Annotated in this window: 10 protein-coding genes; 3 read left to right on the top strand and 7 right to left on the bottom strand. The window is 56.3% G+C overall.

Translation table 11 applies throughout. The features are described from left to right. Positions 1–480: a hypothetical protein gene (locus FHS27_RS16905; RefSeq protein WP_044256526.1), complete on the bottom strand. Its 480-nt coding sequence runs from the start codon at positions 478–480 to the stop codon at positions 1–3. A 313-nt stretch (positions 481–793) separates the two neighbouring features. Between FHS27_RS16905 and FHS27_RS16900 the strand changes: the two genes are divergently transcribed. Both FHS27_RS16900 and FHS27_RS16895 read left to right on the top strand, forming a co-directional pair. Continuing rightward, positions 794–1,315, top strand: a complete 522-nt coding sequence (locus tag FHS27_RS16900) for a CBS domain-containing protein (protein WP_246419965.1) — start codon at positions 794–796, stop codon at positions 1,313–1,315. 174 nt (positions 1,316–1,489) lie between these two features. Beyond that, positions 1,490–2,818, top strand: coding sequence for a MerR family transcriptional regulator (locus FHS27_RS16895; protein ID WP_184306073.1), 1,329 nt, complete (start codon positions 1,490–1,492; stop codon positions 2,816–2,818). Between the two features lie 6 nt (positions 2,819–2,824). Here FHS27_RS16895 and FHS27_RS16890 read toward each other — a convergent pair whose 3' ends face one another. Continuing rightward, positions 2,825–5,083: an AAA domain-containing protein gene (locus FHS27_RS16890; protein ID WP_184306072.1), complete on the bottom strand. Its 2,259-nt coding sequence runs from the start codon at positions 5,081–5,083 to the stop codon at positions 2,825–2,827. 48 nt (positions 5,084–5,131) lie between these two features. On the opposite strand from FHS27_RS16890, the gene FHS27_RS16885 reads away from it, so the two are divergent. Further along, complete coding sequence (locus tag FHS27_RS16885) at positions 5,132–5,449, top strand: DUF1294 domain-containing protein (RefSeq protein WP_246419961.1); 318 nt, start codon at positions 5,132–5,134, stop codon at positions 5,447–5,449. Between the two features lie 114 nt (positions 5,450–5,563). On the opposite strand, the gene FHS27_RS16880 is transcribed toward FHS27_RS16885, so the two are convergent. The 5 genes from FHS27_RS16880 to FHS27_RS16860 form a co-directional block, all read right to left on the bottom strand. Further along, positions 5,564–6,835, bottom strand: coding sequence for a hypothetical protein (locus FHS27_RS16880; protein ID WP_184306070.1), 1,272 nt, complete (start codon positions 6,833–6,835; stop codon positions 5,564–5,566). A 191-nt stretch (positions 6,836–7,026) separates the two neighbouring features. Further along, positions 7,027–8,973 carry a serine/threonine-protein kinase gene (locus FHS27_RS16875; protein WP_184306069.1) on the bottom strand — a complete coding sequence of 649 codons (1,947 nt, stop codon included), beginning with the start codon at positions 8,971–8,973 and terminating at the stop codon, positions 7,027–7,029. 151 nt (positions 8,974–9,124) lie between these two features. Further along, positions 9,125–10,561 carry a maltoporin gene (locus FHS27_RS16870; protein ID WP_184306068.1) on the bottom strand — a complete coding sequence of 479 codons (1,437 nt, stop codon included), beginning with the start codon at positions 10,559–10,561 and terminating at the stop codon, positions 9,125–9,127. A gap of 709 nt (positions 10,562–11,270) precedes the next feature. Then, positions 11,271–14,378: an efflux RND transporter permease subunit gene (locus tag FHS27_RS16865; protein ID WP_184306067.1), complete on the bottom strand. Its 3,108-nt coding sequence runs from the start codon at positions 14,376–14,378 to the stop codon at positions 11,271–11,273. A 98-nt stretch (positions 14,379–14,476) separates the two neighbouring features. Continuing rightward, on the bottom strand, positions 14,477–15,898 hold the full coding sequence (locus FHS27_RS16860; protein ID WP_184306066.1) for an efflux RND transporter periplasmic adaptor subunit: 1,422 nt from the start codon (positions 15,896–15,898) through the stop codon (positions 14,477–14,479). Positions 15,899–16,563: the final 665 nt, after the last annotated feature.

Genomic DNA, 16,563 nt, shown 5'->3' with positions numbered 1-16,563 from the left:
TCACAAATACATCGCTTGGAAACCTTCGCCCTGTTCGATCTGTTCCTGCATCGCGGCGATGCGTTCTTTGGTTTTGGTGAGATCGCCGGCTTGGATATAGCGGTCAAATTCGGTCGCGACGGCATGTTTGACGGATTCGGCGAGGAACTCGACTGCGGGCTCGTTGAGCCACGGGCAGGTTTCCTTGCCGAGTGTGATCGTGAGATCGACCGCTCGCGTCTTCAGGTCGTTCTCTCCGGTCAAAACGACGCCTTCGACGGCGAACTCGACGCGACCGTTTTTGGGGTCGTTGGTCAAGTAATAACGACACACGGCGTGATGCAAATAGTACGAGTTGTGCATCCCATGTTTCGCCACTGCGGCTTTGACTCGCAGCACGAATGCCTCGTACGCCGGTGACGCGTCCAATGGCACGTCCAGGCGACCGACACTACGCAATGGCAAACAATCGAATTCGAATTCCACCCATCGACCGAGCATTCTGTTCTCTCCAAGGATCGGTTCGTGACATGTTTCACATAATCGGCCAACCGTATCGGTGTTGCGGCGTGGCACCCCACTGTTGTGACGGATTTGCTCGCAAAAAGCGAGGTCAGACCGAGATTGTGAAAAATGCGGCTTTCTCAGCAGTGTTTCTATGTTAACGCGGGCTGCGTGAAATGATCAAAGAAATTCCTTGACTGTTGTGGTTTCGACGTATCAGATTGGTGACAGCCAATTGACACTCGTCACGGGCACACTGGTTCACCACGGCGTGCCTCTATTCAAATCTTCCACGCTTTGGAGACAAATGATGACAAAAACTATGGGCACTACCCATGCTCCCGTTATGGATCCCTCCGCGATGCCGGCGGTAACGGCCCGTGAGATGATGGTCCGGAATTTGATCACACTTGATCCGGCGATGGATGCCCTGGAAGCACTCGATGTTTTGCTACGCAATCGGATATCGGGTGCGCCTGTCGTCGACGAGGACGGCAAGTTTTTGGGGATCTTTTCGGAGAAATCTTGCATGCGGTTTGTCGTTTCGATGGCGTATGACGGGATGCCGAGTACCGATGTGATTTCGTTGATCGACGCCGACCCGCCAACCATCGGCGAAGAAACCGATTTGTTGACGATCGCACAAACGTTCTTGAACGCGGCCTGTCGCCGATTGCCAGTTCTCGACGAGAACCATCGGTTGCGTGGACAGATTTCGCGGCGAGACGTGATGCGAGCTGTTCGCAGCCATCTCAACGCACCGAAGAAAACGAACACCGCATCGGGACTTTTCTTCAGCGCGATTCTTTCGAGCGAAGAACGCCGCGTCTGAGTCTTTCGTTCGTCTATCGAACCGATAACGGCCAGCGAGTAAAACGGCCAGCAACACAATCGTTGCTGGTCGTTTTTTCATTTGCTGTTCGCAAGCCATGAACAACTGGATATCGGGAACGTCGTGCCGCGTCGAAGCCTGTTGTCGTTAGCGGAAATTGTTACCATAGGCGGCATGAACGATTTCGATCCCGACGATGAAGACTTCGACGAACCGGGCGATCTCGCGCTCGATGAGAATGACGTCGCGGGGAACGATGACGAAGTCGATGATGAGGGCCTTCAGGGGCGAAGAATCACAATCGTCGGACGACTCGGTGGAATGAATCGTCGTGAAGCGGCCAACCTGCTGCGATCCTACGGCGCCGTTGTGATCGAATCGGATTCGGCGGCGGTCGATTGGATCGTTATCGGGGCCGAAGAGTCACCGCTGGCGGAGGCGGAATTGATCGACGAGGCAACCCGACGTCGAGGGCCGATGGGGCAAGCCCAAATTTTGCACGAGACCGATCTCTGGCATCGGTTAGGACTCGTCGACAGCGAACACTCGATTCGCAAACTGCACACTCCCGCGATGCTGGCTCATTTACTCGGGGTGTCGGTCCACGTGATTCGGCGGTGGCATCGTCGCGGTTTGATCAAGCCGGTTCGCACGCTGCACCGGTTGCCGTATTTTGATTTTCAAGAAGTCGCCACGGCGCGACGTCTGGCGGCGTGGGTCGCGTCCGGTGCGAGCCCCGAAGCGATCGAACGTCGATTGTTACAGTTAATCGAGATCGTTCCCGATCTCCGTCGGCCGCTCGATCAATTATCGATCCTGGTTGAAGGCAAGCATGTTCTGCTGCGTCAGGGCGAAGGGTTGATCGAACCGGGGGGGCAATTGCGATTCGATTTTGATTTGCTCAGCCAACCGGAGTCCGTTGACCAGGATTCAGATTCCGACGATGAGCCGACCGTGTCGATTCGGTTTCCGGATCCCGAAGCGTCGGACGTGCTCGCGTTTCCTCCACAAGACCATGAAAACGGAGCGGCCGAGTCGGAGGACGATTTGTTGTTGTCGGCATACGAGGCCGAAGACGATGGCGATCTGGCGTTCGCGGTGGATTGCTATCACGCGTTGCTGGCTCGTGAGGGCGTGCGAGCGGATTGGCATTTCCAAATCGGCGAGTTGTTGTATCGCATGGGCGAAATGATCGCCGCGAGAGAGCGATACTACGCCGCGATCGAAGTCGACCCGGATTTCGTCGAAGCCCGCTCGAGTCTCGCGGGGGTACTCGCCGAAACCGGGCAACTGGAACTCGCCGTCGCCGCCTATCAAGGGACGCTGGCCCTTAACGATGACTATCCCGACGTGCAGTACAACCTCGCGAGGTTGCTCGATCAGTTAGGGCGACCGATTGAAGCGGAACAGCATTGGCGTCGTTTTTTGCAACTCGCGCCGGGCAGTCCATGGGCCGATGAAGCTCGCGGGCGTTTGGAGTTGGGGATCGACGACCGCCCGTAGTCGATCCTATTCGGGGACCAACGTTTGGAATTCAAACACGCTTTGATACGCGTTCGCGTCTTCGAAGTATTTCAGGACGTCGGCGTAGAAATCATGGCTGCATAGCGTCGCGCTATCGCCGACCATGATCAGTTTGCGTTTCGCTCGCGTCATGGCGACGTTGCTCCGGCGTTGGTCGGCGAGGAAACCGATGATGCCTTCGGGATTGCTGCGAACCATCGTCAACAAGACGACTTCTTTTTCGCGTCCCTGGAACCCGTCGACGGTATCAATCTCGAGTCCGTCCATGTCCAGACGTGAACGCAGCAACCGGACTTGGGCAGCGTAGGGAGCGATGATTGCGATTTCGTGCGAATCGATGCCCGCTTCTTCGAGTTGCCGGACCAATTCCACGATCACGTTCGCTTCACCGGGGTTCAGCTTGCTCTGGCCATCCGGTTCGAGTTGTTCTTCATATCCCGCACCCGCGGTGTCGATCCACAGCAAAGGCGTATCGGTCAATGACGTCGTGGCGACGTTCTTCAGATCGCAGAGCAGATGAGAGCGAACGGATGCGTCGGCGACCAGTGAGCCTTCGTAGAAATGGTCACTGCTGAATCGCATGATCGATTCGTGCATTCGGTACTGAACCGTTAAACGTCGATAGGCGGGTTCGCCGAAGCGATGTACCAGTCGTTGCATCAGAGAATCACGCATTCCAATTTCGGCCGCTTCGTCGCTCAGGACGGTCGGCGGCAATTGGCAATGGTCACCCGCAATGATCAGGCGATCGGCACGCAGGATCGCCTGCCACATGCCACCCTCAGTGCTTTGACACGCCTCATCGATCACGATGAGATCGAACCGCTCATCGCCGAGCAGTTCTTCGTCAATCGTTGTGGTGGTGCAGATCACGTCCGCGCGATCGAGCACTCCACGCACGATGGTCCGTTCGAGTGAGCGAATTTGCGATCGGATGCGGCCCACCTCGGCGAACATTTCACCACGAGCGCGGCCTCCTCGGGTGTCCCGCTGTGCGTACCGGAGGAGTTGTTCGAGTTCACGTCGCAGGTCTTTGATGACCGCACTCGAAGGATCCTTTTCGACTTGTCCGTCGAGAGTAAGGTCACGCAGATGTTCGAACACTCGGGCCGGGTGTCCGACACGGACGACGTAGGGCACCAACCGTTCAAGCCGTTCGAGCAAATTGTCAACGGCCGTGTTGCTGGCCGCACACGCGAGAACACGCTCACCTCGCTCGACTGCCTGCGAGATCACTTCGGCGAGAGTGGTGGTCTTGCCGGTTCCCGGAGGCCCGTGGATGATCGCAAAATCATCGGCGAGCAGTGCGAACGCGACCGCATCTTTTTGAGGCGGGTTCAATTCCGTTCGGAAATCGATGTCCGCGCGTTCCTCCGCGATCGTCGATTCGGGTAAAGGGGACACATCGATTTTCTTGCCGTCGAATCGAGGGGATTCGATGCCGAGCAAGACGTCGCGAAGTCGTCCGCCACGGCCCCGTTCGCCGCGTGCTTTCGCCATCGCGGCGAGTTGACGTTTGCGAGTTGTTTCGTCAGGCGACATATCGAGTCGGTATCGAATCTCACCGATCGACGCTCGTTTGTGCTTGCTGGCTTTGCCCGTTTTGGCGTTTTGTGCGTCTGGGTCGGGAAAGACTTCGGTGGCGATTTGGATTTGGTAGTTCTTTCGAAAACTGACCACGCCTGGGATACCTTCGTCGGATGGGTCTGCGTCGTTGGACAGAACAACGGGCGAGCCCACTTTCAATCGGTTCATCGGCAGAGCTTCGCCGGACGGTTTGGCGAGGTCCAGCAGATAGCGGCCGGCCAATCCGGTGTGGTAGTCGACGAGGTCCAAGCCAACGATGGCTTGTCCGGTGCTCTCCACGTCACGTTGTGATCGGATCTGACGCAACCGTGCCAGACGCGCTCGTTCGGCCTCCGCTTCGAGGTCGAGCCAAAGGTGCAATTGGTCGAAATAGTCGTTGACGTCGAGCGGTCGGTCCGTGGGCAAACCGTTGGGGTAGGGTGCCGATTGGGATCGCGAATCCGACGCATCCGCCAATTTTGCGGACTTCGAACCCTTTTTCTTCTTGCTCGATTTTCCGTCGATGATTCCGTCGCCGAACGAGTCGGACGATTTTCCGAGACGGACTTCGTGCCCGCCGCGGCTGTTGGCGTGGAGTTTCCCACGTTTTTTGTTGGTTTTTTGGTTTTGAGGGCCGTCCGACGTGGCGGATCGACCTTTACGAGAGCGTGCCGACATGCGAAGAGTCCGGGCAATGACTAAAACGAAACAATGGACTCGGTGCCCATGAGCTATCTGCCTATCATCGCCGCTGAAATGATTCTCGCCAGTGCTGTGGCGATTGTTTTCTATTGGTGGGACAAACGAGCGGCCAAAAAGAACGAACAGGCCGGTCGTGACTACGCGGGACGAACGGTGCACTCCCGCGTTCCGGAAAACACGCTGTTGTTAATCTCGTTGCTCGGCGGATGGCCCGGGGCATGGTGGGCGTCACAGAAATTTCGTCATAAGACAAAGAAGGTCTCGTTTCGCGTCCAATTTTGGGTCGCCACCGTGCTCAACGTCTGCCTGATTGCAGCATTCATCTGGTTTCAACGAACATAGATGGGGGGGCGAATGTTGACGAATTCGATCGGCGTTCGGGAACTACTCGTGCCGCGTCCCCGGTAACGCACAACGTGTTGCGACGGGAGGCAAAGGTGGCCCGCGTCGACAAGCCTATTGGGCGTGTCCGGTAACGAAAATTTGCCATCCTGGGCGATTCACCGACGCGACTCTCGCCGCGGCACTCGCGTCGGGCACAAAGACGGAAACTTCATCCGCGTCGAGCTGACTCAAGTCGATATCGGACGCACTTCGCCATTCGCGTTCGGCAGTCCAGTCATGCGTTTTGCCGATGGATTGGAAACGATATCGATCCTCGTTCGGTAAGTCCTTTTCCGTTTGGTGATCGCCGTAGATTACCGGTTGGACACCGAGGTGCGTTGCGGCGTCACGTCGGATCGCGATGCCAAAGGGCTCGTAGTCCCAACGATGCAGGTGGCTGCGATAGGTCCGCCGTGCGAGCAGGGCGGGCAGCGGGACTTCGGAGAGACAAACCACCGGTGCGTCACGACGCGATGTGATCGCACCAGCGACCAAGCGTTGTTTGCGTATGATACGACACAACGCGTCGATCGCGTCACGCGAGGCAGATTGCGGATCCGCCAGCAGCAAGTCATCGCGATATTGGTCCCACGTTTGACCCGGCCATGGACCTGATACCGATCGCGTGCAGTGGACGAGATGCGATGACCAGTCGACTGAATCGATTGACGCGAATGCGGATTCGTGACCGGATAATCCAACAGGAGAATCAATCGCCGTTGGGTCAGGTTGCGGATCGGGAAGATACCGACCGACTGCACCGGCGCCCAACAGATCCCATTCAAGTTTTCGTTGTGAGTTGCCCACGTCGATCGCAATGCGGACGATTCCCGACTGGATCGCGGCACGATCCTTCAGCAGTTTCGTAACCTTGCCACCCGGGCGCACGTAGACCGCGTCGACACGATCGGCCAATGCGATTACCAATCGATCGCGTTTCTCGAGGCTCTCGATCCGCAAAGTGGGAACGTGGAAGACGTCTGCGGCGTGTGCCACCCAAGGCTCGATCGCGGTTTCACCGGCGATCAACAACGCCGCGTCGTCGTGTTTGATCTGTTGTAGTGAGGCGGCGATCTGTTGTGAGAGAGTGCGATGGCGTTTGGCGTCGTGTCCCACCCGACTGCAAACGACGGACACTAGCAGCGAATCGTGCGACAACGCCTTCTTAACGCACTCCGGCATTCTCGCCATCTCGATCCCAAACGCTTCGCATCGTTTCCGCCGTGCATCGGCAAAACACGATGAAGGTTGAGAGTCGCGAGCGGATCTCGCGTTGTTGAAAGATTCCACGTTGCCAAGCGAATCGGTGTTGTCGAGAGAATTGCTGCCGAGTGCGTCCGCCATTGCCGAAACTCGTGCGAGAATGGGATGGGTGGGAGAGAAGCCTGCTTCGTGTCGTTATACACAACCCAGCATCGCTCTCGCGTGTGGATGATCAAAAAACACGCTCTGAGTCGTAGGCTTCGTAATTCGCGTTGTCCGGGTAACGGGCTGGACTGAGTGAAGCGTCATGTGGTGACGTTCACGGAGCGGCATCAGCGGTTTGATGGGCCGAATTCATTGCCGGGGCCTTGGCCTCGCCCGGGCCGGCGTCCAGGTCTTGGCAAGTCACTGTCCTGGAATGGTCCCCACGGTCCCATTCCTGGTTCACCGTTTGGTGGGGCCTGCGGAGCAAGTCCGGCGGGGTTAGGCATCCGTTCGATTTCGTCTTTTTCGATGAAGCCGTCTTGGTTTAGGTCAGCCATGCCCATCAGTTCGCGTGAGGGTTCGGGAAGTTCCTCAATGGCGACCATTCCATCTCCGTCGGTATCGAAGTCGAGCATTCGTTCGGGCGGAATTCCTCGGCCCATGGTATCGCGGGGCAAGTCATCAAACCGCAGTCGCCGTTGGTTGCCGCGGCGTTCATTGTTGCCCGTCGTCGCGCCGGCCGATCGAGGCCCGCCGCCGCGTTGAGGCGGAGTGGTTGCATCGTTCGCCCAAGGTCCCGTTTCAACCGATGCCGGATCGAGATCGCTGACTGCCTGTGGCGGTGTGTTGACGGTGTTGGTCGAGTTTGGCCGAGTCGCGTTGCGGGGAAACATGGTGATCGCCACGCCTGCGACGACCACGCATAACGTGAGTCCGCCCGCGATTGCCGCGATCAATCCCTTTTTTGATTTCGCGGTTGCGTTGGGAGGAGACGTTCCCGGTGATAGGGATACGGTGGGTGTGCCCTTGAACGCGGAGGTCGTCGTTGGTGCTGCGATCTCGGGCAACGAATCGAACATTGACTCATGGAGAACATCTGGTTCTTGCGATGACGCCTTGCCTGAGTGTCGCACACCGGGTTTGGTCGGCTGGTTGGCCCGCTGCATTTTGGTGGACGCGGCGGTAGGTTCCGTTTTGTTGTTGCTTGTCCCTTTTGGTGTTTTCGTCGAGGACGCCGGTTGTGTTGGCCGTGTCGCTTTCGACGTCTTGGATGCGACGCCCGAATTCGCGGTCGTTTGATTCGTGGCCGTTGTATTCGCGGTCGGTTCGCCAGCAGGCGTTTTGATGTAACGAGTTAAATCGGCTGCGAAGTCCGACATCGACGCGTAGCGTTCGTCGACCGATTTTGCCATCGCACGTTGGCAAATTTCGGCGAGTCGCGTGTCCAGCCCGGGGCAAAATGTTGAGACGCTAGGAGGATCGAGTGATAGGATTTGACCGATCATTGCGATCGTGGAACCGGCGTCTTCGAACGGCAGACGACCCGCCAACATTTCATAGAGCACGACGCCGAGCGAATAGACGTCCGAATGTGGCCCGACGTCTGCGGCCCGTCCGGTGAGTTGTTCAGGCGACATGTAACCGGGGGACCCGAGCAACGCGCCGTCCTGGGTCAATCGAGATTCGTCACCCGTTTCGACGGAGCATGCCAGACCGAAGTCCATGACGATCGGTTCTTTGCGACTATCGACCATGATGTTTGCGGGTTTCAAGTCGCGGTGCATGATGCCGCTTTGATGGGCTTCGTGCATCGCCAACGCGACCTTGCGAATCAGGCGAGCGGCCGCCGCGGGGGCGATCGCTTTGTCTCCGCGGGTGTAGTCCGAGAGCGGTCGACCGCTGATGAATCCCATCGCGATGAAGTCAATCTCGCCTTCGCGTCCGACGTCGAACACGGGGCACAGGTTGGGATGCGAAAGGCTCGCCGCGGCTCGTGCTTCGCGGTGGAATCGTTTGACGAGTTGGTCGGGCACGCCGGGGCCGAACTTGGGCACCTTGATCGCGACGTCACGGCCGAGCAACGTGTCGCGGGCTTGATAGACCGCGCCCATGCCACCCTTGCCCAACAGTTTGAAGAGTTCGTACCGTCCGAGCGTCATCGGGAGAGCGAGACTGCTGGCTTCGAAACCCGGGCCTCCGTTGCTGCCTCCGTTGGGGGTGGTTCCGTCGGTGACCGAATGCTCAATGGTTTCCTCGAGAGGATGCGGTCGCGACGCAGGGTCAGGTTTGTTCATAAGGCGAGCGTCTTAAATATCAAACGGTCTCGGTGAATCGACTTGAAAGATGCCGCGTCTCGCGATGGAAGAATGGGATTCACCTCGAAAGGATAGTAGCAGGCAACCTCGATTGAATCAAATTGTTGGCGCCGTTTGCGGATCCGACTCACTACCACCAATGTTCGCCTTGGACGCCAAAAGAGATTCCATTGGTGTCGTTGGCGTACGTGGGACCTCCCACCAAACCGCGGAACTCGTCGCCCCACCATGCGAATGTCACGAACGAACGTAGTTCCGGACGCGAGAAAAAATTGTTGTCCGCTCGCAACATGGGGCTGACGGTTAGCTTGTGCACCTCGCCGCTCGCCTGCAGCCGTCCGCTGTCGATGTGGTCGACTCCATATTCGACCGCGACGGCCCCGTGTTCGGTCAGATGCACGATCGGGCGTAGGCCCGCGGACACCCATTCTGTTTTCTCGTCGGTTTGTTCCGGAGCGGTCGTGCGTCGATAGATGCCTACCGCTTGCATGGTAAACCAGTCGTTCGGTTGGATGGTGACCGTGTTGGTGAACTGCAATTGAGAATCGAGACTCGATTGAGTGAAGGGCATGTTGACTGAAGACGAGAAATTCGACGCGGCGCCCTCGCCCCACTGAACCGAGGTTTTGGTGAATCCGCCGAACAGTTCTTCGATCACATGAACCGCTCCCAACGCATACCCGCGATCGCTGCCTTGGACGTCGCCGGTTCCGTTTGCGGTCCCTCCCGATTCGTATGACCCGAGTCCCCAAAGAAGCAGCGTGCCGGTAGGAATGGAGATGTCATAAAGGCGAACATCGATGTTGTGATCGGCGATCCGTCCGTTATCCGTGACAGGCAGTTCCGCGGCACCACCGAGATACGCGACGGCCAGTTTGGCGTTGTGAAACGGAATGTCTTCGATGCCGCCTCCATAGCCGCTCATGTCGAGGAAGAAGTAGTCGTTTACGTGGATGTCATGGCGGTCATAATAGCGATTGCCAACCCAGAATTTCCATTCGGGCAGCAACGGTGAGTTCCACATTTCCAGATAAGATTGCCTCAATACAAAATTGTCCGATGGATCGAACGATGCGTTTTGTTGAGTCTGCATCGCAAACATGAGTTCGCCACGCACCATCGTTCCGTTGTCGAGTTGCCGCGAGCGTTCCAGCGATAATTCGACATAGGTGTCGTTTTCATTGCCGAGTCGATATTTGCTCGGTGCGTCTGGTGCTTGGAAGATTTCCTGATCGCTGCCCGTACCGCTTCCGCCGAATCCACTTCGGGCGTACCCGTGAAACGTGAATAGATTCTGGAAAACGTCTTGATCGCGAATGTCGGACAGCAACTCCTGCTCCGCGTTGTCGGGCAGGGCGGTGTAACCAGGGACACGCAATTCCAGTTGCCGGCGCAAAACTTCGGTTTGTGCCGCGAGTTCGTTGGTCTGATTGGTATTCTGCGCGACAAAATTGGATTGTTCGGATTCGAGTCGTGCGATCCGAGACTCGTAGTCGAGCCGCATTCGCTCAAACTCAAGGCGTAGATCTTCGATCGATTCTTCTTGGGCCATCAAGGGCTGTGGCATCGCACAGAGATGAACAGTGCACACCGCGATCGCAATGCCAATGCGACAGACGTTGTGGATCGCTTTTGAGGCCGTACGGTACGTGGCACGTTCCCGTCCTGTACCGTGCCGTTCTGTACCGTGCCGTCCTGCACTGTGTCGTCGTGAAACACACCAGCGGCGAACGTGAATGCGTGCGTCGAGTGTCGGGGACAAATTCTGATCTCGCGCGAATGGTTTGTGCGGTGTTAAGAGTCACAGACGCCTCACGCCGCCCGCGGATAAACCACGTACGCAATCCTCGATTTCAGGTCAAGATTGATAATTCGACATCATGCGTCGCGGGATTGTCGGAATCGCCCCTGCCGAGGCTGCCGTTCTGCGGGTTCGGTCGCGAAGATGTTAGGGCCGGATCGTCTATCGATATGTCGGTGGCATCGCGCACGAGACGGCAAGAACGCGGTTGGAAATCGGCGGAATTGAAGATCACGCCCACATCGCGGCGGAGTTTCCCGCGACTGTTGCTGTTTCGCAAATACTTCGGTTGATCAATTAAATTTGTCCCGCTGGAGGAATGAAAACATCCGACCACGCGAGGCGTTTGCGCGGCTGCTAGGTTAAGTGGCGTTCACGGTCAGCCATTCGCAGATTCCCATCGTCGGACGCTAAGTCCAACGATTGGGAAAACACCATCGCGCGGTGAGCGATCGCTCACCGCCGCAGACAAGTTCTAACTCGCCGGGTGTGGCTCGTGATCGTCCGGTTTGATCCAGCCGAAATCGCAGAGGACGACGTAGAGGCACGGCACGACGATTAAGACCAGGATGGTGGATGCGAATAGACCGAATACGATCGAGACGGCGGTCGGGATGAGCACTTGCGCTTGCGTGCTTCTTTCAAGGGTCAGTGGCAACAGGCCGACCATCGTGGTCATGCTGGTCAACATGATAGCCCGGAAACGCAGTCGACTGGCGTTTCGTGCCGACTCATAACTCGGTTTGCCTTCGGAACGTTCTTTTTTCAAAAACTGGACCAATAGAATGGAGTCGTTGACCACGATCCCGGCCAGCGAGACAAAACCGATCAGGCTGGGCATGCTGATGTCCATACCCATTCCCATGTGCCCAAAGATCATACCCATCAACGACATCGGGATCGCGGCCATCACGATTAGTGGTTCCAACCAACTCTCAAACTGGAAACTCAGAATCGCGTAAACGCCGAAGAGTCCCATCAAAAAGAGTGATGCCATCGAATTACCCGTCTCACTCGATCGTTCCGCTTCTCCACCGAGCGTGACCATGAGGTCGCTGTGTTTGGAAACGAGCTCGGGCACGAGCTCAGCTCGAAACTCACGCATCAAATTGCTGGTGTTCACCACGTCGGTATCGGTGTCGGCGATCAGGGTTACGGTACGCCAACCATCGACTCGCGAGATCTTCGACCATCCGTACGTCGTCTCCAAGTCGGCGACCGACTCCAAGGGGACTTGGGTGCCACCGGCGAGAATGAACTGGAAGTCCAGAAACGACTCCAGCGTGTCGCGGCTATCGGGAGCCAACTGCACGTTGATTTCGTACTGATCCACACCGGCCTGGATGTCGCTGATCTTTGCACCTTGGAATGCCGCACTCAATTGACTCGCCATGGCTTGCACGTTCAATCCCAATGCCACCGCATCGGGCTTGAGGTGCAGCCGGATCTCTTGTTTGCCTGGTCGCAGGTCGATGTTGAAGTTGTAGACACCCGCGAACTGCGACATCCACTGCTGTGTCTCAATCGCGGCCGATTGAGCCATCTGCAAGTCATCGCTTTTGAACAGCACTTCAACTGCGCGACCGGCTGGCCCCGGAGTCGCCTCGGCGATCGTAACTGAAATTGCGTTAGGAACCCTGCCGACCTCCTCACGCATCACGCGAATGAAATCTGCCGTTGTGGTGTTTCGCTCGTCCGGTTGCAGCATCCGAATCGAAACCGTCGCAACGTGGGGGCCTGATTCGCCCGCGTCACTGTTTTCGTTGAATTTGGACATCACCGACTGCACCAATGGGGCACCGTCGGGTTGATCGGGAAACCTTGAGTTGGTGCGAGCGGTAGCCTCGTTGATCTGTCGAACGATTTCGGCCGTTTTGGCCAAAGGGGTTCCCTGAGGCATCAAAATTCTCGCCTCAATAGTGTCCCCTTCGAGGTTGGGGAAGGGGATGAAGTTGACCAATCCACCCGCAACCATCGCCAGTGACATGATGAATGTGGCAATGGTGAGACCGATCGTCAGGTATCGCCATTGGATCGCCTGGTCGATCACGCGCCCGAAGACGCTTTCGCGAATCCAGTCAACCGCGTTATCAATTTTGTGGCGGATTCTGCGTGAGGAGCCGGTGCCGGCGTGCTTCATCGAGTGTCCGAGGTGAGCGGGAAGGATCAGAAAGGCTTCGACGAGACTGACAATCAACGTTGTCAACAATACCATCGGGATCAGCCGCAACACTTTGCCGATGTGCCCCTCCAACACAAACAAAGGACACAGCACGCAGCATGTTGTCAAAAACGATGAGATCACACCGCCGGCAACTTCTTTAACACCGTCGACTGCGGCCCGCATCGAGTTCTTGCCCATCGAAACATGTCGTGCGATGTTTTCAGCGATCACGATCCCGTCGTCCATCAAGATGCCCGTCGCCATTAGAATCGCAACCGATGACATCATGTTGAGAGTTTGACCGATCAACGGTAACACGAAGAACGCGCCCATGAACGAAACTGGCAAACTCATCACGACCCAAAACGAGAGTCGCAGGTTGAAGAACAGCCACATCACCAGGAAAACCAGAACGACGCCCTGCCAAGCATTTTTTGCCAACAAAGTCAATCGTTCCATGATTAACTCCGATCCATCGCTGGTGATCGCGATGCGAAGTTGTGGATGTCGTTGCTGTTCTTTCTGAACGAATGCACGGACCACTTCCGCGATTTTGGTGGTGTCTTGGGAACGCGTCTTGTTGACCTGGATGATGCCCGCCCTTTCACCATCAATCCAAGCCATTTGTTCCGCGTCGGCAAAACTGTCGACGACTCTTCCGATGTCACCGATGCGGACTTCTGACCGCCCGGTTACGCCGTGAATAACGATGTTCTCGATGTCTTGCGCACTTTGTTGCTGTTCTACCAAACGTAATAACAAATCTTCGTGTTCCGATTCGATCGTGCCGAGAGGAACATCTAGGTTTTGATTTCGCACGGCTTGGGCGACCACTTCGGCGGACAGACCCAAACGTCGCAACGCATCGGCATCGAGTTCAATGCGAAGTTGTCGATCCGAGAAACCTTGAATCTCGACCAATGAGACACCAGGTAACCGTTTGAGTTGTTGCTTGAAGTGTTCGCAAAAATCTTTCAACGAGTCTTCATCCATTGGGCCGTTGATGGTGATGGTCATGACGGAATCGGTGCGATTCAATTCCGTGACGATTAGATCTTCGGCCCCGGCAGGAAAATCTGATATGGCCTCGACTTCGGTTTCGATGTCGTTCAGTGCTGTGGTGACGTCGGCTCCTTCTTCGATCTCAACGACGACCGACGCTGCGCCTTCTTGCGCGGTGCACGTCACTTTTTTGATATTCTGGATGCCGTCGAGTGCGTCTTCGATCGGTAAGCAGATGCCTTGCTCTACGTCTTCGGCCGACGCACCGCGATAAGTCATCACGACTTGAATTTCCGAGCTGTCGAAGTTCGGGAACGTTTCCTTTTGAAGCTTGGGGATCGCGTACAGTCCTAAACCGATAAACGACAGCATCAGCGTGTTGGCTAACGTTCGGTGGTTAACAAATTTCTCTAGCACGAAGGTGGGTCCGATTCGTTGATGAAAATCAGGCGGCAATGTTTGTCGGCCACGTCGTGGCGATCAATCACTCGATGCGAGCACGTTTGTGGCTCGCCTTAGTGGTCCGATAAAGGAACGGGCGTGTGCGAATCTTTCCGAGACACGCCATATGCTTTGTTGACCGATGCGGCGAGTCGCTGCGTCTCTTCGTCGGACTGGACTGGCGCAACTAGCATGCCGACGATGGCGGGCGAGGGGTTTACGATGACCAGCGTTTCACCACCTTTGAGGCCTGACGCGACGACGGCGTAGTCGTCTTGCGTGAACGTCACGTCGATGTCCTGCTTAGTCAAACGGCTTTGGCCATCAACGAGATACACTGAGTCGTTGCGAATCGCTCGACGAGGGATGACGAGTTGATCCGAAAGCGGCGTCCCAAAGATGTCCACATCGCAGAAGGCGCCTTCGAGCAACGGTGGTTGAGGTCGTTCTTGCTCGGCCGGTGGCAAGTTCTTAACTCCGACAACGAATCCAACCATTTTGGTTTGGGCATCGACGATCTCTCGAACTCTCAAAAATCGACCATGGTAGGATTCCGTGGAACCCGCTCCGGCAACCTTGACGAGCGCGTCAAATTGAAACATTTCTTTGAAGGTCTCGGGGTTCAATGTCTCCCGGGACTCCACGTCACCGATCTCGGAAACGAATAGTCGATGAATGTCCTGCAGCGGGAGTTGCACTTCGATTTCCATGTCCGTGCCGCTGTAACCGACGAACAGTTCTTCACCCGAGCTGACGAACTGCCCTACCTCCAACTGAACACTGCCGACTCGCATGTCGAAAGGTGCGGTAATCGTGGTCCGTTCGATGTCTCGGAGTGCCTGTTCCTTTTGCACTTCGGATTGTCGCACCATCGCTTGCAGTGCTTTGATTTGTGGTGCGACCAACGACATGCTGTTCTGGAGGTCCTGAACGGCTTTCACTTGGGTCAGTAACTCGCGTCGTTTCGAGTCGATGGATGCACTCGAGCCGGCTTGCCGAGATAACAGGGTTTGCTCGCGGTCAAATTCTCGCTGCAGAACTTCGAGGACCTCGTTCTCAAGAGTCAGGTTCTTTTCGTCGTTGAGAATCGATTGTTCGAGCTGTTCGATCTCCGCGTTCTGTTGATCGATCGCGGCATTCAATTCGTCGATACGGGATTGGTAGTCTGAATCATCGATTTCCAGTAACACCGCGTCGGCCTGGATTCTTGATCCCGCACGAAGATCAGGATGGATGTTGACGATTCGTCCCTCGACTTGCGTTACCGCACGCCAAGAGCGGGCGTATTTAGCCGTCCCGAATCCGCTGACCAGTGGGCGAACATCCATTCGCTCAACGACAATGGTATCCAACATTCGTGATGCTTCTTCCTCGGGCTGCAATGACAGTGGAGGTGAATGTTTGACTAACCACGTGTACGCGATGATCGCCACGATGATCGGCGGGAACACCAGTAATCGCTTGCCCCACGTCCCCCAAAAATGGGATGAACTCATGTTGTGCTTCTCTTAGTTGTTGACGGTTTGCGATGCGCGAATGCGATCGAACAGATTGTCGCGTGGAGGTAAGTTGCTCCTGATCACAGCTGATCAAAACGGACGAAAGGAAAATGACTTCTCACTAAATCAATGCGACTTTTGCGTCCCAATGAGGCCAAGCAAAGTCGGAAGGTTTCGATCGCGAAAGTGCGCGGTGTTCCTGCCACGACACTGTCAGAGCATCCATGTAGAAGGCACAGACCCTGTGCCGTTGGGTGTGAACTTGTCTGCAAACAGAACGGATGTGGCTGTCGACGTATCGGTTGTCGATTGCTGCGCTCGCCAATCCGCCGTGAGAGGTTGTCGGCGTTGGATGTAGGCACAGGGCCTGTGCCTACTACGCGAGGGTGTTTGGAAATAGGACGAATCTGCTCGCGATTGATCTGTGTGAAAGCCAACCGCTTGCGAGATTTGGTCGATGCCGAGCGTAGACGGCACGGGCCCTGTGCCGTTCGGGTGTAAAACGGATCTGAATGGCGACCTGTTTTCGACTCGTCAATGCGAGTTTTGGCTCGTCGAGAGGTTGTTGGCGTTGGATGTAGGCACAGGGCCTGTGCCTACTACGCGAGGGTGTTTGGAAATAGGACGAATCTGCTCGCGATTGATCTGTGTGAAAGCCAACC

This window comes from Aporhodopirellula rubra (genome assembly GCF_014192335.1).
In the GTDB taxonomy this organism is placed as follows: Bacteria; Planctomycetota; Planctomycetia; order Pirellulales; family Pirellulaceae; genus Rhodopirellula; species Rhodopirellula rubra.
The sequence above is the reverse complement of the archived record's forward strand: the minus strand, read 5'-3'. Positions and strand labels throughout refer to the sequence as shown.